The following is an 18,962-nucleotide window of genomic DNA, read 5'->3' on the forward strand; positions in this document are numbered from 1 at the left end:
TTAGTTTCTTTTTCCCCAGAATTGGAAGTACTCAGTCTTAATACGACCGTTGTAAAGTTTTCTCTTTTTAGTTGCCTTTTCACCATAATTTTTTTCAAATTCTTCATCACTAGTTAGTATATATTTACTCCAAGTGGGGGCAGTTGCAAAGACTGTCCCCATTTCTTTGTATATACGACGAACAGTTTCAAGATCTTTCATACGTTGACCGTATGGAGGATTGGAAATAATTACACCGTTTTCCCCTTCTATCTTTAGATCCTTAACAGCTACTTGTTTGAAAGTAATGTCATGAAGAGTACCAGCTTTGTGGGCATTTAATTTAGCGATATCGATCATAGAACCGTCAATATCACTTGCCAAAATATTTAATTCAATATTTTTTTCGTTTTCTTTAGCTTCTGCTTTTAGATTATCTAATATTTTAGGATCAAACCAATCAAAATTTTCAAACAAGAAATGACGATCAATACCAGGAGCAACATTTTTAGCAATTCTTGCTGCTTCAATAGCAATTGTTCCTGAACCAGTAGTTGGATCAATGAAAGGCATATCAGGACTCCAGTTAGTTAGTAGAATCATTGATGCCGCAAAGTTTTCTTTCAATGGAGCTTCACCATGATCAGTACGATATCCACGTTTATAAAGAGATTCACCAGTAGTATCAAGTGTTACTTGAACTTGATCTTTTACGATTCTTACTTCAATACTAAAAGTAGAACCACTTTCTGGCAGTCTGCCTCTTCTTGAGTAAACATCTGAAAGTTTATTGGCAATGGCCTTTTTAGAAATTATTTGAATATCTCTCTCAGAATGCAATTGTGATTTGACTGAACGTGCTTTAATAGGAAATGCAGCATTAAGTGGCAACCAATTATCCCAAGGTATGGCATAAATTTGATCAAATAAATCTTCAAATGATTTTGATTCAAACTCGGAAATTAGAATTTTAATTCTATCTGCACTTCTTAACCAAAGATTTGCTTTAGCAATATCCTCGTATTCACCATCAAAATATACTTTTCCATTTTCTGTTTGAACTTCATAACCTAAATCTTGAAGTTCTTTTTTTGTAACAGATTCAAATCCACTTGCCATAGTTGCAATTAATTTCATTAGAGTTACTCCATTATTAATTATTGTTTTGTTGTAAAAAAAAAGGACGAACAAGTCGTCCTCTGCCTAGGTAAATTCCTATAAGCCACGTTTTGTTCTCATAATAAGTGGCAACAAATTATGAGCAGTAATCATCTATCTACAATAAAGTCTTCATAGTAGATTCATTTCTCGTTATGAAGCGCCCCTACCAAAGTTTGGGTTGCCCGCTCGTGGGGTTTACCGCGTTCCACTATCAGAATTTCTTCTGATACTCGTCTCTGTGGCACTTTCAAGTTAATAACACATAGCCAAAGCCTTAGTGCTTTCACTGCCGTTACTCCAAAGGAGTACCTTAGCTTATTGGGCTAAGCGCGAACACTACAAGCAATCTCAGCTTGTGCGGGCGTGGACTTTCCTCAGCTTGCATAAGCAAACCGCGATTACCAGGAACTTACCAATGAAAAATATTATACACTAAAAGTTACTCTTGTTGTTGAAATTATCATTGAAACCATTGAAATTTTGATTAGAATTGATTTCGTTGTGACCATTTTCGAATCTGTTATTATTGTTGTTTGTGTTGTATTGATTAGGAACAACAGCTGAAGAAAATTGTTGAACATTTTGGTTGTTATTTGGTTGAGGTTGTTGATTAGTTGGATTTGATTTTGGTTGATTGTTATTTGCAAAATCATGACCAAATACACGTTGTTCAAGATTTGATAATCTTCTCAAAATATCGTAGTATGTTTCATCCATTGAGTCAGAATTTATAGACTTGTTTGAATTTTGTGATTTATTTGGATTTGCAGCTGCCTGTTTAGGTGCTTGTGGACGAGCTTGCATGTTAGGATTTTGACCTGGTTGAGGTTGTTGCATAGGTCTTTGTTGTTGATTATTTACACGAGGACGTTGTGGTCCTTGTGGATTGCTGTTTCGTTCAGATTCTAGCATAGCTATTTCATTTTTTAGAGTAGCAATTTGACTTTCAAAAGATTCATAGTCTTTGATAACATTATCAAGGAATAAATCAACTTCATTTTGATCATAACCACGCATCTTAATCTTAAATTCTTTTGAAAGAATGTCATTTGGTTCAAAATTTAAGAAAAAGTCGTTATTATTCATATTTGGATCAGGTTGTGGACCTTGCTGAGGATTAAAATTGTTCATATTATTCATGTGTAGGAGCTCCTTTTATGTAATTCAATAATTGTCAAACATTGAGTTAGCAAAATCTTGCATAGAGTCAAAATCAACAAGTTCTAATGAGTAATCTGGATTCTTCTCAATATACTTGATGACCGCTTCGTAGTCATATTTTGGCTTACCAACATTCTCCAAATCGTAGAACATCAAGACGCCATCTGTATGTTTCAGCATGAAACTTTGCCAATTTATTAACTGTACGTAGTTAGTATAACTTAAATCTGATAAATAGCTAAAATAGTCAGCTTTTCTTAAAAAAATATTTAGTTTTTGCTTGTTGTTGTCATTCCAATTCCCCTCGAAATTTTGATAAGGAATAATAACTGCAAGCTCAATTTGATAATTTTCTTGTTTAAGCTCTTCTACAACTTCGCCAATTATCATCTCGGTACCAAGGTTTGCACCGGTTAGTATCCATTCTACCCCATTTTCAATATAGTTAATTATTCTATTTTTGAAATAATTTTTTATAACTTTTACCTTTAGGTCATCATCTTTAAATATTCCCAACTCATAAGATCGATAACCTGTAATCCATAAATTTTTCAGAAGATGTTCCCCTTTTTTATAAAATATCTAATCATGGTATAATGTCACACAATAGGAGTTGATTATTTGACATTAAATTATCCTGATGGACGCTCATTCAGTAGTAATGGTAACACATCTAATACCCAAAAAAGAACCAAAAAGGAAGTACGTTTTGGCGATCGTGGTATGCATCTAGAAGAAGAAATAAACGAGACAAATATATTTTATAGAGAGCATGATCAAGCTGTAATTTATAAAAAACCTATCCCCGTTCAAATTGTTAAGGTAGATTATCCTAAACGTAGTAAAGCAGTGATAAAGGAAGCTTATTTTAAACAGGCTTCCACTACCGACTACAATGGAATATATAGAGGATATTATGTTGATTTCGAAGCAAAAGAAACTACTTTAAAACAATCTTTTCCTTTGAAAAACTTTCACCAGCATCAAATTGATCATTTGAAAGCTTGCAAAAAGCAAGGCGGAATATGCTTTGTAATTATGAAGTATGTAACATTGAATCGTTATTTTTTGGTAGATGCCGATATTATATTTGATTATTGGGACAAGAAAAATATTGATGGATCAAAATCAATAAAAGTTGATCAAATTGAAAAAATTGGGATAGAACTAAAAAGTGGCTATCGACCAACACTCGATTATTTGCCGGCAGTTGATAAATTGATTGCTGCAAAACAAGGAGAACTAAATGAAGACTACTAAATATTGGAAAAAAGGCCTTAAATACTTTGGGATTTTCATAGCACTATGTATCGTGATATTCCTAAGCGTATTTACCTACTATGCCTTTAAATCACCTACTGTTACAAAAGAAGATCTACAAAGCGGTGGATCATCAGTAATAGTAGATACAAGTGGAAAACAAATTGTATCCTTAGGTAATAGCAAAAGAAATTATGTGACAATTGATAAAGTACCAAAGCAAATGCAAAATGCAGTTGTTTCTATAGAAGATAAACAATTTTACAATGAAACTTTTGGAATTAATCCAGTGAGAATTGTTAAATCAGTATTTAATAATGCATTTGGAGATGATGGTCTTCAAGGTGGAAGTACCCTAACCCAACAACTTATTAAACTAACTGCTTTTTCAACTGATGTAAAAGACCAAACGTATAAGCGAAAACTACAAGAAGCATGGTTGGCTATCAAGTTAAGTCAACAGTACTCAAAAGATCAAATTTTAGAATACTACGTAAACAAGGTATATATGAGTAATGGTGTTTATGGTATTCAGACAGCATCTAAGTACTATTACGGCAAATCATTAGACGAGTTGACTTTACCTCAACAGGCTTTATTAGCAGGATTGCCAAATGCTCCATCGAGTTATGACCCATATAAGCACCCTGATAAGGCCAAGGAACGTAGGGATCTAGTTATTCGTGCTATGTATAACAATAATAAAATAAGTAAATCTCAAGCGCAGGAAGCTATTGCAACACCTATCGACAGTGGTATGAGAGCTTACCATAATATTCAGTCGTCTGATGATAATAATCGTATGATAACAGATCCTTATGTTAAAGAAGCCATTACTGAGGTTCAGAAAAAAGGATACGATCCTTATAGAGACAATTTGAAAATCACTGTAAATATGGATTACGATGCACAAAAACGTCTTTATAATATTGTGAATAGTTCAAATTATGTTCAATTCCAAGATTCGAAGATGCAAGTAGGTGCTTCAATCGTCAATCCTAACAATGGTAAAGTAATTGCCATGATCGGTGGTAGAAATCTTCAAAATATTCAGTTTGGACTTAACAGAGCTGTTCAAACGTCTAGAAGTAATGGTTCTACTATAAAACCAGTGTTGGATTATGCACCGGCAATCGAGTACCTAAATTGGTCAACCTATCATCAATTAGACGATAGCAAATACACATATCCTGGTACAGATATCGTACTTGGTGACTGGGATAATACCTATCAGGGACAAATGAGTATGCGAGAAGCACTTATAGGTTCAAGAAATGTCCCTGCTGTCAAAACACTCCAATCTGTTGGATTTAGCAAAGCTATCAACTTTGCTTCCAACATGGGGATAGATGTAAGTAACAGCCAAGGTCTTTCAGCTGGTATTGGTGCTAATGCTTCGAGTCTTCAAGGTGCAAGTGCCTACTCCGCATTTGCCAACGGGGGAACTTATTATAAGCCAACATATGTAAGTAAAATAGAAACTGCAGATGGTATTGTTCATAACTATAGTTCTAAAGCTAAAAAGGTCATGAAGAATTCTACAGCTTATATGATTACAGATATGCTAAAGGGTGTTCCTTCATCTACTGGATTTGCTAGTTACGCTCAAATAAGTGGTATTCATCAAGCTGGTAAAACTGGTACGACAAATTATAGTGATGATGAAATATCATCAAATTACGCCTTAAGCGGTAAATCAAAAGATGCTTGGTATAATGGATACACCAAGGATTACTCAATGAGTGTTTGGACTGGTTATGATTCTCCTAACTCTGAGGGTGTTTCAAGTACTTATCAAAGTGTAGCAGGTAAAATATATAAAGCTGAGATGGAATATCTATACAATGATAAGACTAGTTCTAATTGGAAGAAACCAAGCTCAGTAGTTTCAATGAGAATACAAAATAATGGGTCAAAGACCCCTACTGTTGCACCGCCAGGAAGTTCAAACTATACAAAGGAATTATTTATTGAAGGTTATGAACCTTCAAATCCTTATTCCGAATCTGATTACTCTTCACAATCGTCTACAACAGTTTCAGGTAATGAAGTTGTGACAAATAGAAGATCTTCAGACAATTCCACATCAGACTCAGAGACTACAACTGATGATAGTCAAAATGGTAATACTGACACTGGAACAGGATCTACAGGAAACAACAATGGAAATACAGGAACTGGTAATACCGGTGGTGGAAACAATAACACTGGTGGAACAGGTACTGGAACTGGCGGTGGAGGAACTACAACTCCCCCAACAAATTAAAAAAAGCTAGAACTCATTGAGTTCTAGCTTTTTTATTTTTCTCAAACATTTGATCGCTTAATTGCGTTATCTGATTATCCAATGTTTTTATATTATATTTTCTTCCAAATTCAATTAGTGAGTGATGTGCTGTATGTAACTCATTATCTGGTAGAGCATCTACAATTCTATTTTCTATTGCAATAACTGATGCATTCGGATCTACAAAATGTAGTCTCTTAGAGATTTTTTCAACATGAGTATCAACTGCAAATGTCGGTTGATTAAATCTGTCACTTAGTACAACGTTTGCAGTTTTACGACCGACACCAGGAAGCTTGATCAAGTCTTCCCTATTATCAGGTACTTTGCCATTAAAATCAGATACTAACATTTTTGAGGTAGCAATAATATTTTTAGATTTATTTTTGTACAAACCGATACTTCTGATAATATTCTCAATGTCATCTTGATTAGCATATTGCATTTTTTCTGCGGTAGGATATTTTTGGAATAACTTTGGAGTCACTTTATTAACAGCTACATCAGTAGTTTGAGCACTCATTATTACTGCTATTAAAAACTGAAAATTTGTCTCCGCATTTAGTGATATACCAACCGGTCCCACATCATATTCGATCATTTTTATTAATTCAAATATCTGGTCATTATTTAACATGCTAATATCCCATTTTTTTCCTGCGGTCCTGTAATTGCTCTGCAGTTTTTATATTACTTTTTTCCCAACTAATTAATATACGATCCATATACTTCAAGGAATATGCTTGATTTAAAACAGCTTCTCTCAGTGCTAATTCAATTAATTCTACTGGGTAATGATCATCATTAATCCATTGATGAACTTGTTCTTGTTCTATTGGAGAAATTGGACGTCCAAATTCAATTTCTAATTTTTTAAATAAGTTTTGAACTTTATTCTGTAAATTTTCTTTTTGAGTTTCATTTTCTTCTTGATTTAGAAAATCCGCAATTTTGTAATAAACAGGAGACAATGAGTATACATCACGTTGAACATGATTTTCTATAACAGTTTTTAATTCAATAATTCCCAACTTAATTAGGTTTTGTATTATATCAAATACTTCAGTTTCTGGAATGAGAGTCATAGAGGATATATCTTTAGAAGGTGGAAAATCAATTCCCTCTTGATTACTCATGGTTAAAAATATGTAGACTACTAAATCTTTTTCAGTCATTCCTAGTTTTTTATAATATTGAATTACTAAGTTGTTGATAGATGTATACTTTGATTCTATTAATTTTTTTAAAATCTTATCTTTCATTAGCTCACCTAGTTTAGAAAAATAGCATAGACAGATAGATGTCTATGCTTATTTTTATTAATTTAATTATGGTCTTAAGCGATTAATCATTCTTGGGAATGGAATTGCTTCACGTAGATGGTCAAGATGACAAATCCATGTAATTGCACGTTCAAATCCTAAACCAAATCCTGAATGAGGAACTGATCCATATCTTCTAAGGTCAAGATACCATTGATAATCATCCATATTTAGACCCATTTTTTTAATTTCTGCTTCTAGTTGATCAAAGTCAGTTTCACGTTCAGAACCACCAATAATTTCCCCGTATCCTTCTGGGGCTAATAGATCAGCACAAACATATAGTCTTTCATCAGTTGGATGTGGTTTCATATAGAAAGGTTTGATTGATTTAGGGAAGTTAAGGATAAATACAGGTTGTTCAAATTGTTCAGAAATGTATTGTTCTTCGGGTGCACCGAAATCGTCACCCCATTTTGTGTCCATACCTGCCTTTTGAAGCATTTCAACGGCTTCATCATATGAAACACGTGGATATGGTAATTTTGTATATTTCTTTAGAGTATCAACATCTCTATCAAGAAGACCTAATTGGTATTCACAATTATCAATAACTCTTTGAACAAGATAAGCAATATATCTTTCTTGAATTTCCAAACTTTGTTCTTGATGCATGAAAGCCATTTCTGGTTCAATCATCCAAAATTCAGTTAGATGACGTCTTGTTTTGGATTTTTCAGCACGGAAAGTTGGTCCAAACGTAAATACTTTTCCAAGAGCCATTGCCCCTGCTTCAGCGTACAATTGTCCACTTTGTGAAAGATATGCATCGGTGTCGAAGTATTCAGTATGGAATAACTCTGTTGTTCCTTCAGGAGCGCTACCAGTGAAGATTGGTGGATCCATCTTGATGAATCCATTTTCGTTGAAAAAGTCGTATGTAGCATTAATCATTTCATTTCTAATATGCATAATGGCATTTTGGCGACGAGAACGAAGCCATAGATGACGGTGGTCCATTAAGAATTCTGTACCATGTTCTTTGTTAGTAATAGGATAATCTTCACTGCCACCAATTGGTTCAATATCTGAAACTTGAATTTCATAACCAAAGTGAGAGCGATCATCTTTATGAATAGTACCTGTAATCCACATACTTTCTTCTTGACGAAGTGATTTAGAAAGTTCAAATGTTTCTTCACTAACTTCGTTTTTTAGAACAACGCCTTGGAAAAAGGCAGATCCATCACGTAATTGAAGGAAAGCTATTTTACCTGAAGAACGTTTGTCTGTTAACCAAACACCAATTTTAACTTCTTGATCTACGTAATCTTTTGCATCAACAATACTAATTTGTTTTACCATTAATTAAGCCTCCGGATTATATATTATTTGTAGTTTTAATACTCTTGCCCGTTTCAAAATCTACTAAGTTGTATCCTATAGTTCCATTTTTATTTTGAAATGAAACTTCCCAAGTAGGTTTATTTTTATATAAACCTAGATTGATATTGAGAATTTTTTTAGCATTATATCGGTTTTGAACCTCAGATGTGATTTCAGATCTTTGTGGTGCATCGTTCTTATTAACTACAGTGGTCTGACCTGATTTTGCGTTAATAATGATGTATCGATATTTATTAGATTGAGTCAGTCCACCAATCGAATAATATTGCTTATCACGATTATATTCACCAAAATAATCTGAAGTAGTTATACCTGCTTTTTCCTTCGCAATAGTTTCTGACTGTGATTGAGCACTACTATATGGAGATATAGCCATATTCAAATATGTCAGAACAGAGATCAGTACGAGGGCGATAATTGAAACACTTAATAAAATTTTAGTTCCTTTATTCATATCTTTACCCTTAATTATTTTCAATAAGAATAGTATAGCAACTTTTCCATTAATTCAAAAACTTATTTATATCTTTTTTAATGGAATCCATACTTTTTGTTTCAACATCAACATTTTTAGGAATAGATTTTAAGATAGTATCACCATAATTTGTAGATGTTAAACGATTGTCTAGCATCAAAATAATACCCTTGTCTGTGGGTGTTCTTATTAATCTTCCAATCCCCTGTCGGAATTGTAAAATAGCTCTAGGCAATGTATCGACAAGAAAAACGTTTTGTTTTTTCTTTTTTAAAATATCATTTCTAATCTTTACGTCAGGTTGTTCAGGTGATTCAAATGGGATTCTCGTTATCACAATAATCTCTAAAAGTTTATCTGGAAAATCTACACCTTCCCAAAATGAATTAGCACCAAGTAAGACAGCACGATTGCCCAATGCAAATCTTTTTTTGATTTTTTCAGGGCTACCAGTAACATCCTGAGCCAAAAGCTCCCACTCTTCTTCTAGGTTGCCTTCTAATAGTTTGAAGTAAACATTTTTTAGAGTGTTTAGAGAATTGAAAAGAATCATTGTTTGACGATCTACATTCTTTAATAAATCAATAATATAGTTAGCAATCATGCGGTAATATTCATCATTATTAAGATCGTTTATATCTTTTAAATTATCTGGCAGATATATTTTAAGATTTTGGTCAATGTGATTTGTGTCATTTAGAATCAATGTTTTATTTATTCTTGTTTCTCTAAGTTGTAAATCAGATATGAAGAAATCAAACGAATTTTGGATACTTAAAGCAGCACCGATATTGATTATTTGACTAAATCTACTTTCAATTTGTTGGAGCGGTTTCTTGATATCATATTGTTTCCAACTAACTTCAATTGTTTTTGGATCATAGAAGTTAGACATTTGTAACTCTACACCAAATTTTCCTGATCGATTTTCTATTTGTTGAATGAGTTCATCAATATAGGAAATAGGTGTTAGTAATTTTTCATTCTCAATGACTAAACTCGAGATAATTCTTGATAACTCAATTGAAATGAAATTTTTCTGTGATGAATATTGATCGAATAATTGATCAATTCGCTTAGAAATAAAATTCAAATGCCCTAGTAACGATATGAGCATTTCCGTTAAATGTTCATTTTTTTTACCAAATTTTTGAGAATTATTAACTATAGAAACATCCCTCTCACGATCATTCAGTTTCACGTGACTTTGGATATAGTTTTCAAAAATATTAAATTCAATTCGTTCCATTAAGTTATTAATATCTTGAAAGTGCTCTTCGAATTCACTTAGATCTTTGGAACTCCATAACTTGGTTGGAGATTGATCAAATGCAAATTTTAAAGTATTTCTATTTTGATACAATATGTCACTAATTTTTTTAATGTATTCGTTGATTTGATAAAACTTTATTACTGGAGAATTAGCATCTCTTACACTTTGGGCAAAATGATTAGCTTCGTCAACCACTAGATAAGAATTTTGTCCCCAATAGTCCATATCAACATTTCTAGCTAAAAATGCCTGATTAGTTAATAGAATATTTGATTCCTTGAATTTATTTTGTTGAAATTTCCAGAAGTCGTCGTCAGCAAATAAAGTATTCTCATTTAGTTCTTTATGATGTCTGATCAATGAGAAAAATGGATTGTTATAATTTGTTAACTTTAGTTCTCCAAGATCACCTGTAGTTGTCATAGTTAACCAAACTATTATTTTCATCTCAATTAATGCTGTATGACCATGTGATTCATAACTTTGAAGAGCATCAAAAAAACGATCCAAATCTATATAATTGTAGCTACTCTTAACAATCTCAGCATGATAGTTATTTCCAGTAATATCGTTCAGAAGAGGAATTGCCTCGTCTAAGATTTGTTGTTGAAGCACTCTTGTAGAAGTAGCGACAATCAATTTTTGATTATTATTTGTAACATAACTTAATGGCAACAAATAGCCTAGGGTTTTACCCGATCCAGTGGGTGCTTCGATTATATTCCACTTTTGTTTTTTATTTCTACTGTTGCTTAGTTTATAGATAAAATCCATTAATTCTACTTGATTAGATCTATATTCTATTTTTTTATTGAATAATAATTGTTTCTTTTTTATAGTGTCCGGAAAATGATTATTTTTATGAATGTAATCAGTTATGTGTAAATCTTTTTTACGTAAAACCAATCCATTTTTTTCATACAAATAATCTCTTAGAGGAACATTATCTGATGTTTCTTCTAATGCTTGTTTGAAAACTATGTTTGTATCACGTATGGTATCTTTTCCAAGTTTTGCAAGAGTTTCTATTGTCGTTCTGGGTAAAGATCTCAGTCTTTCCTGCAATGTTTGAAATAATTCGGCAGTAACAAGTGCGTCGCTATCTGCACTATGTGGATTGTTATGTTCAATTTTGAGGTAACTTGTAAGATCCTGAAGTTTATAACTACTCAAAGTAGGAAACAAAATTTGTGACAGCTCAACTGTATCTATTGCCTTAATATTCAGTTCATTAAGACCAACTCGTTGAAATTCTCTATTAAGAAAAGTTAAATCAAAATTCACATTATGAGCAATGAATATTTTATTTTTTAGTAGTTTGAAAATATCTGGAGCAATATCTTCAAATATTGGTGAGTCTTTAACATCATCATCTGTTATGCCTGTAAGTGCGCTAATTCTTGAAGAAATAGGTACCTGAGGATTTATTTTTTGATTGATAAGACTTGTAATTTCCCCATCTTCAATAATTGCACAGCCAAATTGAATTATACGTCCATTATCATGCCAATTTGCATTAGTCGTCTCTAGATCGACAACAACAAATGAATTTTTCAAAGACTCACCTCCTGCTCTTTAAGCTAAATTTACTAGATTATTGTTATTTAAAAAGTATAAATATTTACCAGTAACTGGTTTATTCAGAATATTTTGAATTGCGATTTCATATAAGTTTAATTGACCAGAATATTCTTTGATCAATTCTGATTGATGATCTTCAGATTTTATATTGTCAGTTTTATAATCAAATATAATTACGTGATCTTCGTACTCAATTAAACCATCAATAATACCATGTACAAGTATTTTATCATGAGAATCATCATTGTTTTTGAACAATTTGTCAGATGGAATAAGTAGAGAAAATGCATACTCTCTACTTACATTTTCATTATTTTTAATAATTTGATCACCTAAATCACTATTATACATGTTTACTAAAGCATTAACGTCCACTTTTTGTGCTATTTCTTTAGTAAAAGTTTGATTCTGAATTAACCTATTAACTAACTCATTAAAATCCTGTGTTGTGGGTTTATGTTTTATATTTATTTTTTGAAGAATTAGATGGGTTGCGCTACCAACTTGTGCTGGAGATACTGATTTAGATGTTTTTAAAAAGCTAGGTTTATCAAAAGAATTTTGTACTATTCTGTTAGATTGTGATCTTTGTTCCAAATACAACATGGAATCTTCATCTGGATCAGAAAATACTCTTTTTATCTCAGAAACTGATTGATAAGCAGTTGTATTGACTGCACTTTGGTATGAATAATCAAAGTTTAAGATGTTTTGAACAGTAGTTTTAAATAAATTAGTAAGCTCAAAGTTACTCTCTACAATGTTAGACACTTGTTTAGCACTAGCAAAATTTTTGTCAAAAATTAATTCAAAGGTAAGAGCACAATTACTATTGTAAAAAACATTCTTATCATAATTTTTAATTTGCTTACTTTGCAAAGTAGATATTCCAATTAAATCTTGAAATGTCCTACTGTTTAGTCTACTTGCGACAGATATTAATCCATTATCATTCGCGGAAGCACTATCCCACTTGTTTAGAATAGTTTCAGGTGTTTTATCTGATCCCACCATAACCAATTTTTGTTTAGCTCTTGTCAAAGCAACATACAATAGTCGCATTTCTTCTGATATCGATGAAATATTTTTCTTATTACTTATAATAACTTTTTGAATATTTTTATATTTAACATGTTTCTGTTGATCCGTATAGTCAATACCTATCCCTAATTGGGTATCTAAAATATTAGCTGAAATAACATCTCTATTGTTGAACTTAGAACCTAAACCAACAAAGAAAACCACAGGGAACTCTAAACCTTTACTACCATGAATTGTCATAACTTTAACGGTATTGTCTTCGTTATCAATACTGCTGGGTTGTGCTAAATCTTTATCATTCTGTTCTAGTTTTTCAATATAAGTAATAAAATCATGAAGTCCACGAGATCGATTCTTTTCATATGAATTGGCACGTTGATAAAGAGCGTTTAAATTTGCTGCACGTTGTTTACCACCGGGCATACCTGAAATATAATCCAAAATACCAGTTTCTTTGTATATTTTCCAAATTAGTTGCGTAATACTGTTTTTATTTGAATACTCACGATAATTATCAAGTAAATTAAGAAAATTATTCAGATTGTTAGCAAGTTCGTCGTCATTTTTTTCAACGTAACTTTTTACTGCATTATAAAAATTGGTTCCTTTACTTGCCAATCGAATTTCTGCCAACTGTCTCTCACCTAGTTTTACAATTGGAGATCTTAACACTGCAACTAGAGGAATGTCCTGTATAGGATTATCTATTATTTTTAAAAATGATACTAAAATCTGTAGCTCGGTAGTTTGAAAATAGTTCTCTGAGGCAGTTACTAATAAAGGAATATCTGCTTTGGCAAATGAAGATACCATATCAGTATTCATACTTTTGTTTCTAGCCAAAATCACGATATCTGAATATTTGATTGGACGTTTTTCTTTTAGTTTAGTGTCATAAATTTCAAACTTATCACTAATCATTTTTTGAATTTTACTTATCGTAAAATCAATCTGGTCCTTCCTTTTATCGCTATTTTCATCATTATTTATCAAATATAATTCATTTTTAGTATCTATATCTTTTGGAAAACTGGTTCCTGGAACTAATTTTGCATCGTTATCGTAATTGATTTCACCAATTTTCTCATCCATAATTCTTTCAAAAATAGTATTAACAAAATTGTCGACATCAACCGCTGAACGGAAATTCATTGATAGTTGAATCAGTTCAGAATCGTTATCATTCTTTTGAAAATCACGATACTTTTGAGCAAAAATATAAGGCGCAGCTTGTCTGAATCCATAAATAGATTGCTTAATATCACCAACCATAAATAAATGATTAGATTCAGTTTTAATTCTCTGAATAATGTTTTCTTGCATAGCATTTACATCTTGATACTCATCTAACATGATTTCAGAAAATTTATTTTGATAGTAGTCTTGAGCTATATTTTCTCCATCAATTTCAGTATTTAAGATGTCATATGCGTAATGTTCTAAGTCATTAAAATCCATCAAATCATTGGCTAATTTTAGTGATTGATACTCATTAATAAATTTAATTTCTATCTCAACTAGTTTGGCAATAATATTAGCGGAACTACTACTTACACTAGTTAATAATTTGGCGTCCATTGAGAAATAGTTTTCACTAATCTTTTTAAAAGAGTCTTTCCAAGATTTTAATTGTTCTTTTAATGCTTCAACTATAGTTGGGTCTTCCCCTTCTTTGTCCTCTTTAGAAATTCTTTTAGCGGATGCCATTTTGAAATTTTGGAAATAATCTCTAATCTCATCAAATGATTTTTCTTCAATTTCTGAATAAACTTGCTTTAAATCATTCAGTGCTAAGGAGACTGCTTCTGTATATGCAGATGATAAAAGATCCTCTTGTGATAAGTAATAAATCTCAGTTAACTCATCAATTAAACTTGAAATGTTTAATTTTAAATTGGGTACCAGAGTAGATTTATAAAAATCGCTGGATTCAAACGGATCCTCTAAATCATAGAAAGATGACAAATTGTTAAGCCATTTTTCAGTATCTGTATTAGTTATTGCAAAATTATATAGTTGATCTATTAAGGTAGTTAATCCTTCATCGGAACGATCATTTGAAAAGTTGTCAGCAACATTTAAGAAATCACTATCATCTTTTTCGTAGTAATCAGAAAAAACATTTTCAATAGCTTGATCTTTAAGCATCTGAATCTGTGTATCATCAGTAATCAATTGCAGTGATGGATCTAAATTAATAACATAATAAAATTTTTCAATTATTGTGTTAAAGAAAGAATGAAGTGTGCTGATATTAGCCATAGGAATTTTATAAATCTGCGATTGCAAATGTTTTTTTAAATCAGGAGTAAGCTCTGGGTCTCTTGTTAACTCTTTCAACCTTACTTCTAATCGTTCTTTCATTTCATTAGCAGCAGCTTTAGTAAAAGTAGAGACTAAAAGACTGTCAATACTTGAACCATTTTTGAGTAATTCAACAATTCTTTCAATCAGAATCGTCGTTTTACCTGATCCGGCAGCAGCTGAAACTAAAATGTCATGACCAGTATGATATATTGCTTTTTCTTGATCTTCTGTCCATTTTGGCATCAGTTAGTCCTCTCCTAAGTCTTCTCTTATTTTTTGAAGTGCTGTTTCTTTATCATAGCTTTGAATATCATTGTAATTGTTCTCTTGTAACATAGCATCAAAGACCATAATTGGTTTGTAGTCACTGTATTGAAGAGCCGTTTGCTCTGTACCATCCCGATAAGGATTCAAGTTTAATTGACCTGAATAGATCTTTTTCCCGGCTTCTTTAATTAGATTAGTGTTATATCTCAAAATTAAATTTAATTCTTCAGAATTTACAGAAGAATTTTTAGCAATTTTAATTCCATTCTTGGTTTTATTTATAGGTAAAATATCAGATCTACCAGATAAATTTGGTTGGTAACTTTCCAGTAGAGTTTCGTCATTTAAAATTAAACCTTTTAATTTAAATTTCTTTTCTATTTCAGAGTCATTATTTTTACTTTCATCATAGCTAATTACGGGATTTTGAATATGTTCATAGAAACCTCCTGCAACTTCAGCAGTTGGTTTTGAAGCTAATAGTGGCAAGTTATCTTGAACACTTTGTAGATAGGTAGTTAATTGTAAATTTAAACCAGACATAAATTTTTTGTATAAGAAATCACGGGTACTTGATTTGTAATCAATAACCGTTAGGTATGATTTGTTATCAAAAATCATTTCGTCAATTCGATCAATTTTCCCACGAACATTAATAACATGGCGATCATCAATTGGTATAGTTAGTCCCTTTATATCTTGATGTTTGTTTAATAATCCAAAAGTAACTTCAGAACTTTTGGGATTGGAAGATAATTTTTTAAACTGATTTTGAGTTCTGTAAATTGTTGTTAATATTGTGTTTTTAATTTTTTGAGCAATATAATTCATTCTTTGAGATGAACGTAGAATATTAAATTCACTCTGGTTTAAGTTATTAATGAATAACTCATCTACCAATTTATTTAATTGGGTATTTGATAGATCACGAATATCAATATTTTCTTGGGATATTTTTTTAACAAATCCGTCCAATACCCCATGGAAAAGATTCCCTATTTGCATGGGACTAACTTCATAAACAGTTCTAGGGTTTAATTTCAATCCGTATTTTAAGAAATACTCATATTCATTTTCGTAAAATGTCTGAAGCCTTGAGACGGATACATCAATTTTTTTACCATACAAATCTTCAACTAATTGAGGACTTAGGTTCTCTGGTATATTACGATAATCGAGAGACGATAGTGTGATTTGTGCTCTTTCTTTAATATTTTCTACCAGTGAATCTCTGATATATTTCCAGCCACTTGAAAGGTCTTCCCTATTATCTAGTGCCGTTCTTGATGCTCTCGTTAAAAAATTCAAAGTAGAAATATCTGATCCAACATATCTAAGAATTTCTCCTTCTACTTTTGTTGAAGGATTTGGATTAATTTCAAAACTTTGCTTAGTTAGATTGAAATGATTCTGTATTCTTTGAACATAACTAGACACTTCATCATAGTTATCATCTTCAGTTATATTGGGGTACGTAAAGATAATACGCTCTTTTGCTGATGAGAAAATTAATCCATGCAAGTATGGTTCACTGTTATTTATAATCTCGTCATCTTCACGTAGATACTTGTAGTCATCATTTAAGTTATTTGCTAAAGATACCCTCTCTTCATTATTCAGGATAGTTTTAGTTGTTGTAGCTCCAGGCATATTGTTACTAGTTGAACCAATTACAATAATAATTTTTCTATTTAGAGGCTGTACCATTCCTATTTCTGAAACACTTACAGCGTCCAATGTACTAGGGATTTGAGAATAATTTGCAGTTTCAAAACCAGAATCTAAAACTTGAATTAATAATTTATCATCAAATTTTTCGTCACCAAATACATCAATGAATTCATCTAAAATACTATTGAATTTATTGACAACTTGATCAATCTTATCTGCGGTTCTAAGATCATTATTTTCGATGCTATTTATAGACCATTGTTTAAGAGTCGAAAAAACATTTTTTTCTTCTAAAAAACTATACAAATTAGAGATAGCTTCTAGATTGTTTTTAGAGTTATCTAAATATTTCATCAATTCAGTGAAAATATCACGTATAAATTTTTTAAGCGAATTTATTAGTATGAACTCTTTTGTTAAATTTTCATCTTCCAGATCTGGATTAGCAAAATCCTCTCCAAACCAAGCTTTCTTGAAGTTTATACCATTTGCAATAACATAATTTTCTAGTAAATCTACTGCTAAACGGTATTCTTCTTCAGATTCGAATTGATCTTCTGGTATTAATAATTCTGTCCTTAAAAGTGCAATTATATCTGAACTTCTGAAATTGTTAGACATGATTTCAAAAAGGAGATCTACCATTTTCTTTAAGGGATGATTTGCCATTTTACTTTGAATGTCAATATAGTAAGGTATCTGATTATTTTCTAATAAGGATTCAATAAATGATTCGTATTGTGATAAGTCTCTAGTAACTATTAAAAAATCCTTGTATCGATAATCTTGGGTTGCAACAAGTTGTCTGATATAAGTACTGACTATGGAGATTTCTGTTTGTTTGTCAGAAGCCTTCCAAATTTGAATTGAATTATCATTTTCTAGAGATTCCGGTTTACTGATTGGGGTTGGAGCATTGGAATCTAACCAAAAATCCTCTAATCTTTCTATATCAATGTTTATTCTAGATTTATCAGCAAAAAGACTGTGGAATGGTATTTTATTATTTTTAGCTACTTGGAAAAGTTGATTGAAGGTTTTTTTAACACGGTAAAAATAGTCTGTTTTTTCTGGTAATTCAATCGCTGGCTCATCCATTATCAATGAGACATTAATACTGTTTCCGTTGATAATAAGTGCTTCGATTAATTTGTATTCAGTAGCAGTAAATGAAGAAAAATCTGAAATATAAAAATTCATGTTTTTACAATCATTTGTATTCAGATACTCAATTAGTTCATCAATACGACTGCTATTTGTTTCAAACTGTGATATTTCTTGAACATATTGTTCATAGATAAGTTTTAGTTCAGCAATTTTATTTTTGTTTGATTGATCATTTTCTATTAAATCTAAATCATCAGGCTCAATTGCACCAGAAATCAATTCATCAAATTGACTGACAAGATCAGAGATAAATCCCTGTTTGTTAACCATACCCGAAAATAATTTCAAATTACTTTGATTGGAATTAACAATATTTCTAAGGATCATTGCTGATTTGGTAGTTGTGATACTTTCCTTATCTAAGAGATCAGTATCTCGCAATAGATACCAAATAAGCCTAGAAATAGAGAATACTTGTACATTATTTGCAGCTACAATATCACTGTTCCCAGTTATTTGACCAAATCTGTTCAGCCACTCAATTTCAGATTCGAATTTGATATGATTTGGAACTAAAAAGAAGAATTGATTTTTAGGATTTTTTTGATAATCATTTTCAAATAATTCTTGAATTTTTTGATGATGATCAACTTTGTTCTTGCCAAGAATGAAATTTAATGTCATATTTTAATCTCCTAAAAAAATTTTATCACATATATATCT

Annotated in this window: 11 protein-coding genes, 1 other RNA gene and 1 pseudogene; 2 read left to right on the plus strand and 11 right to left on the minus strand. The window is 31.4% G+C overall.

Annotated features, from left to right (window positions below; all coding sequences use genetic code 11):
* The 4 genes and pseudogenes from EKN01_RS03225 to EKN01_RS03240 form a co-directional block, all read right to left on the minus strand.
* Positions 1 to 1,116 carry a THUMP domain-containing class I SAM-dependent RNA methyltransferase gene (locus tag EKN01_RS03225; RefSeq protein WP_129044948.1) on the minus strand — a complete coding sequence of 372 codons (1,116 nt, stop codon included), beginning with the start codon at positions 1,114 to 1,116 and terminating at the stop codon, positions 1 to 3.
* A 76-nt stretch (positions 1,117 to 1,192) separates the two neighbouring features.
* An RNA gene (rnpB, locus tag EKN01_RS03230) (RNase P RNA component class B) lies at positions 1,193 to 1,550 on the minus strand.
* Positions 1,551 to 2,087: 537 nt separating this feature from the next.
* Positions 2,088 to 2,226, minus strand: a pseudogene (locus tag EKN01_RS08000) (DivIVA domain-containing protein); the annotation flags it as partial.
* Positions 2,227 to 2,304: 78 nt separating this feature from the next.
* On the minus strand, positions 2,305 to 2,883 hold the full coding sequence (locus EKN01_RS03240) for an SLOG family protein (protein WP_129044949.1): 579 nt from the start codon (positions 2,881 to 2,883) through the stop codon (positions 2,305 to 2,307).
* A 39-nt stretch (positions 2,884 to 2,922) separates the two neighbouring features.
* Here EKN01_RS03240 and recU point away from each other — a divergent pair, with 39 nt between their 5' ends.
* A complete protein-coding gene (recU, locus tag EKN01_RS03245; protein ID WP_129044950.1) occupies positions 2,923 to 3,561 on the plus strand; it encodes a Holliday junction resolvase RecU in 639 nt (212 codons plus the stop codon).
* Complete coding sequence (locus EKN01_RS03250) at positions 3,548 to 5,827, plus strand: transglycosylase domain-containing protein (RefSeq protein WP_129044951.1); 2,280 nt, start codon at positions 3,548 to 3,550, stop codon at positions 5,825 to 5,827. Before recU ends, EKN01_RS03250 begins: the two co-directional genes overlap by 14 nt.
* A gap of 13 nt (positions 5,828 to 5,840) precedes the next feature.
* Here the strand turns inward: EKN01_RS03250 and EKN01_RS03255 are convergent, their stop codons facing one another.
* From EKN01_RS03255 to EKN01_RS03285, 7 genes are all read right to left on the minus strand, one after another.
* Positions 5,841 to 6,485 carry an endonuclease III domain-containing protein gene (locus EKN01_RS03255; RefSeq protein WP_129044952.1) on the minus strand — a complete coding sequence of 215 codons (645 nt, stop codon included), beginning with the start codon at positions 6,483 to 6,485 and terminating at the stop codon, positions 5,841 to 5,843.
* A 1-nt stretch (position 6,486) separates the two neighbouring features.
* Positions 6,487 to 7,110, minus strand: coding sequence for a DnaD domain-containing protein (locus EKN01_RS03260; RefSeq protein ID WP_129044953.1), 624 nt, complete (start codon positions 7,108 to 7,110; stop codon positions 6,487 to 6,489).
* Between the two features lie 66 nt (positions 7,111 to 7,176).
* Positions 7,177 to 8,475, minus strand: coding sequence for an asparagine--tRNA ligase (asnS, locus tag EKN01_RS03265; protein ID WP_129044954.1), 1,299 nt, complete (start codon positions 8,473 to 8,475; stop codon positions 7,177 to 7,179).
* Between the two features lie 16 nt (positions 8,476 to 8,491).
* The gene (locus EKN01_RS03270) at positions 8,492 to 8,971 is read right to left on the minus strand and encodes a cell wall elongation regulator TseB-like domain-containing protein (protein WP_129044955.1); all 480 of its coding nucleotides are present in this window, start codon (positions 8,969 to 8,971) and stop codon (positions 8,492 to 8,494) included.
* A gap of 49 nt (positions 8,972 to 9,020) precedes the next feature.
* Positions 9,021 to 11,822, minus strand: a complete 2,802-nt coding sequence (locus EKN01_RS03275; protein WP_129044956.1) for a helicase C-terminal domain-containing protein — start codon at positions 11,820 to 11,822, stop codon at positions 9,021 to 9,023.
* Between the two features lie 18 nt (positions 11,823 to 11,840).
* Positions 11,841 to 15,437 carry a helicase-exonuclease AddAB subunit AddA gene (addA, locus tag EKN01_RS03280; protein WP_129044957.1) on the minus strand — a complete coding sequence of 1,199 codons (3,597 nt, stop codon included), beginning with the start codon at positions 15,435 to 15,437 and terminating at the stop codon, positions 11,841 to 11,843.
* Between the two features lie 3 nt (positions 15,438 to 15,440).
* Entirely contained in the window at positions 15,441 to 18,923 is a 3,483-nt protein-coding gene (locus EKN01_RS03285) for a PD-(D/E)XK nuclease family protein (RefSeq protein ID WP_129044958.1), read from the minus strand.
* Positions 18,924 to 18,962 lie beyond the last annotated feature (39 nt).

This window comes from Companilactobacillus metriopterae, from assembly GCF_004117915.1.
Taxonomy (GTDB): domain Bacteria; phylum Bacillota; class Bacilli; order Lactobacillales; family Lactobacillaceae; genus Companilactobacillus; species Companilactobacillus metriopterae.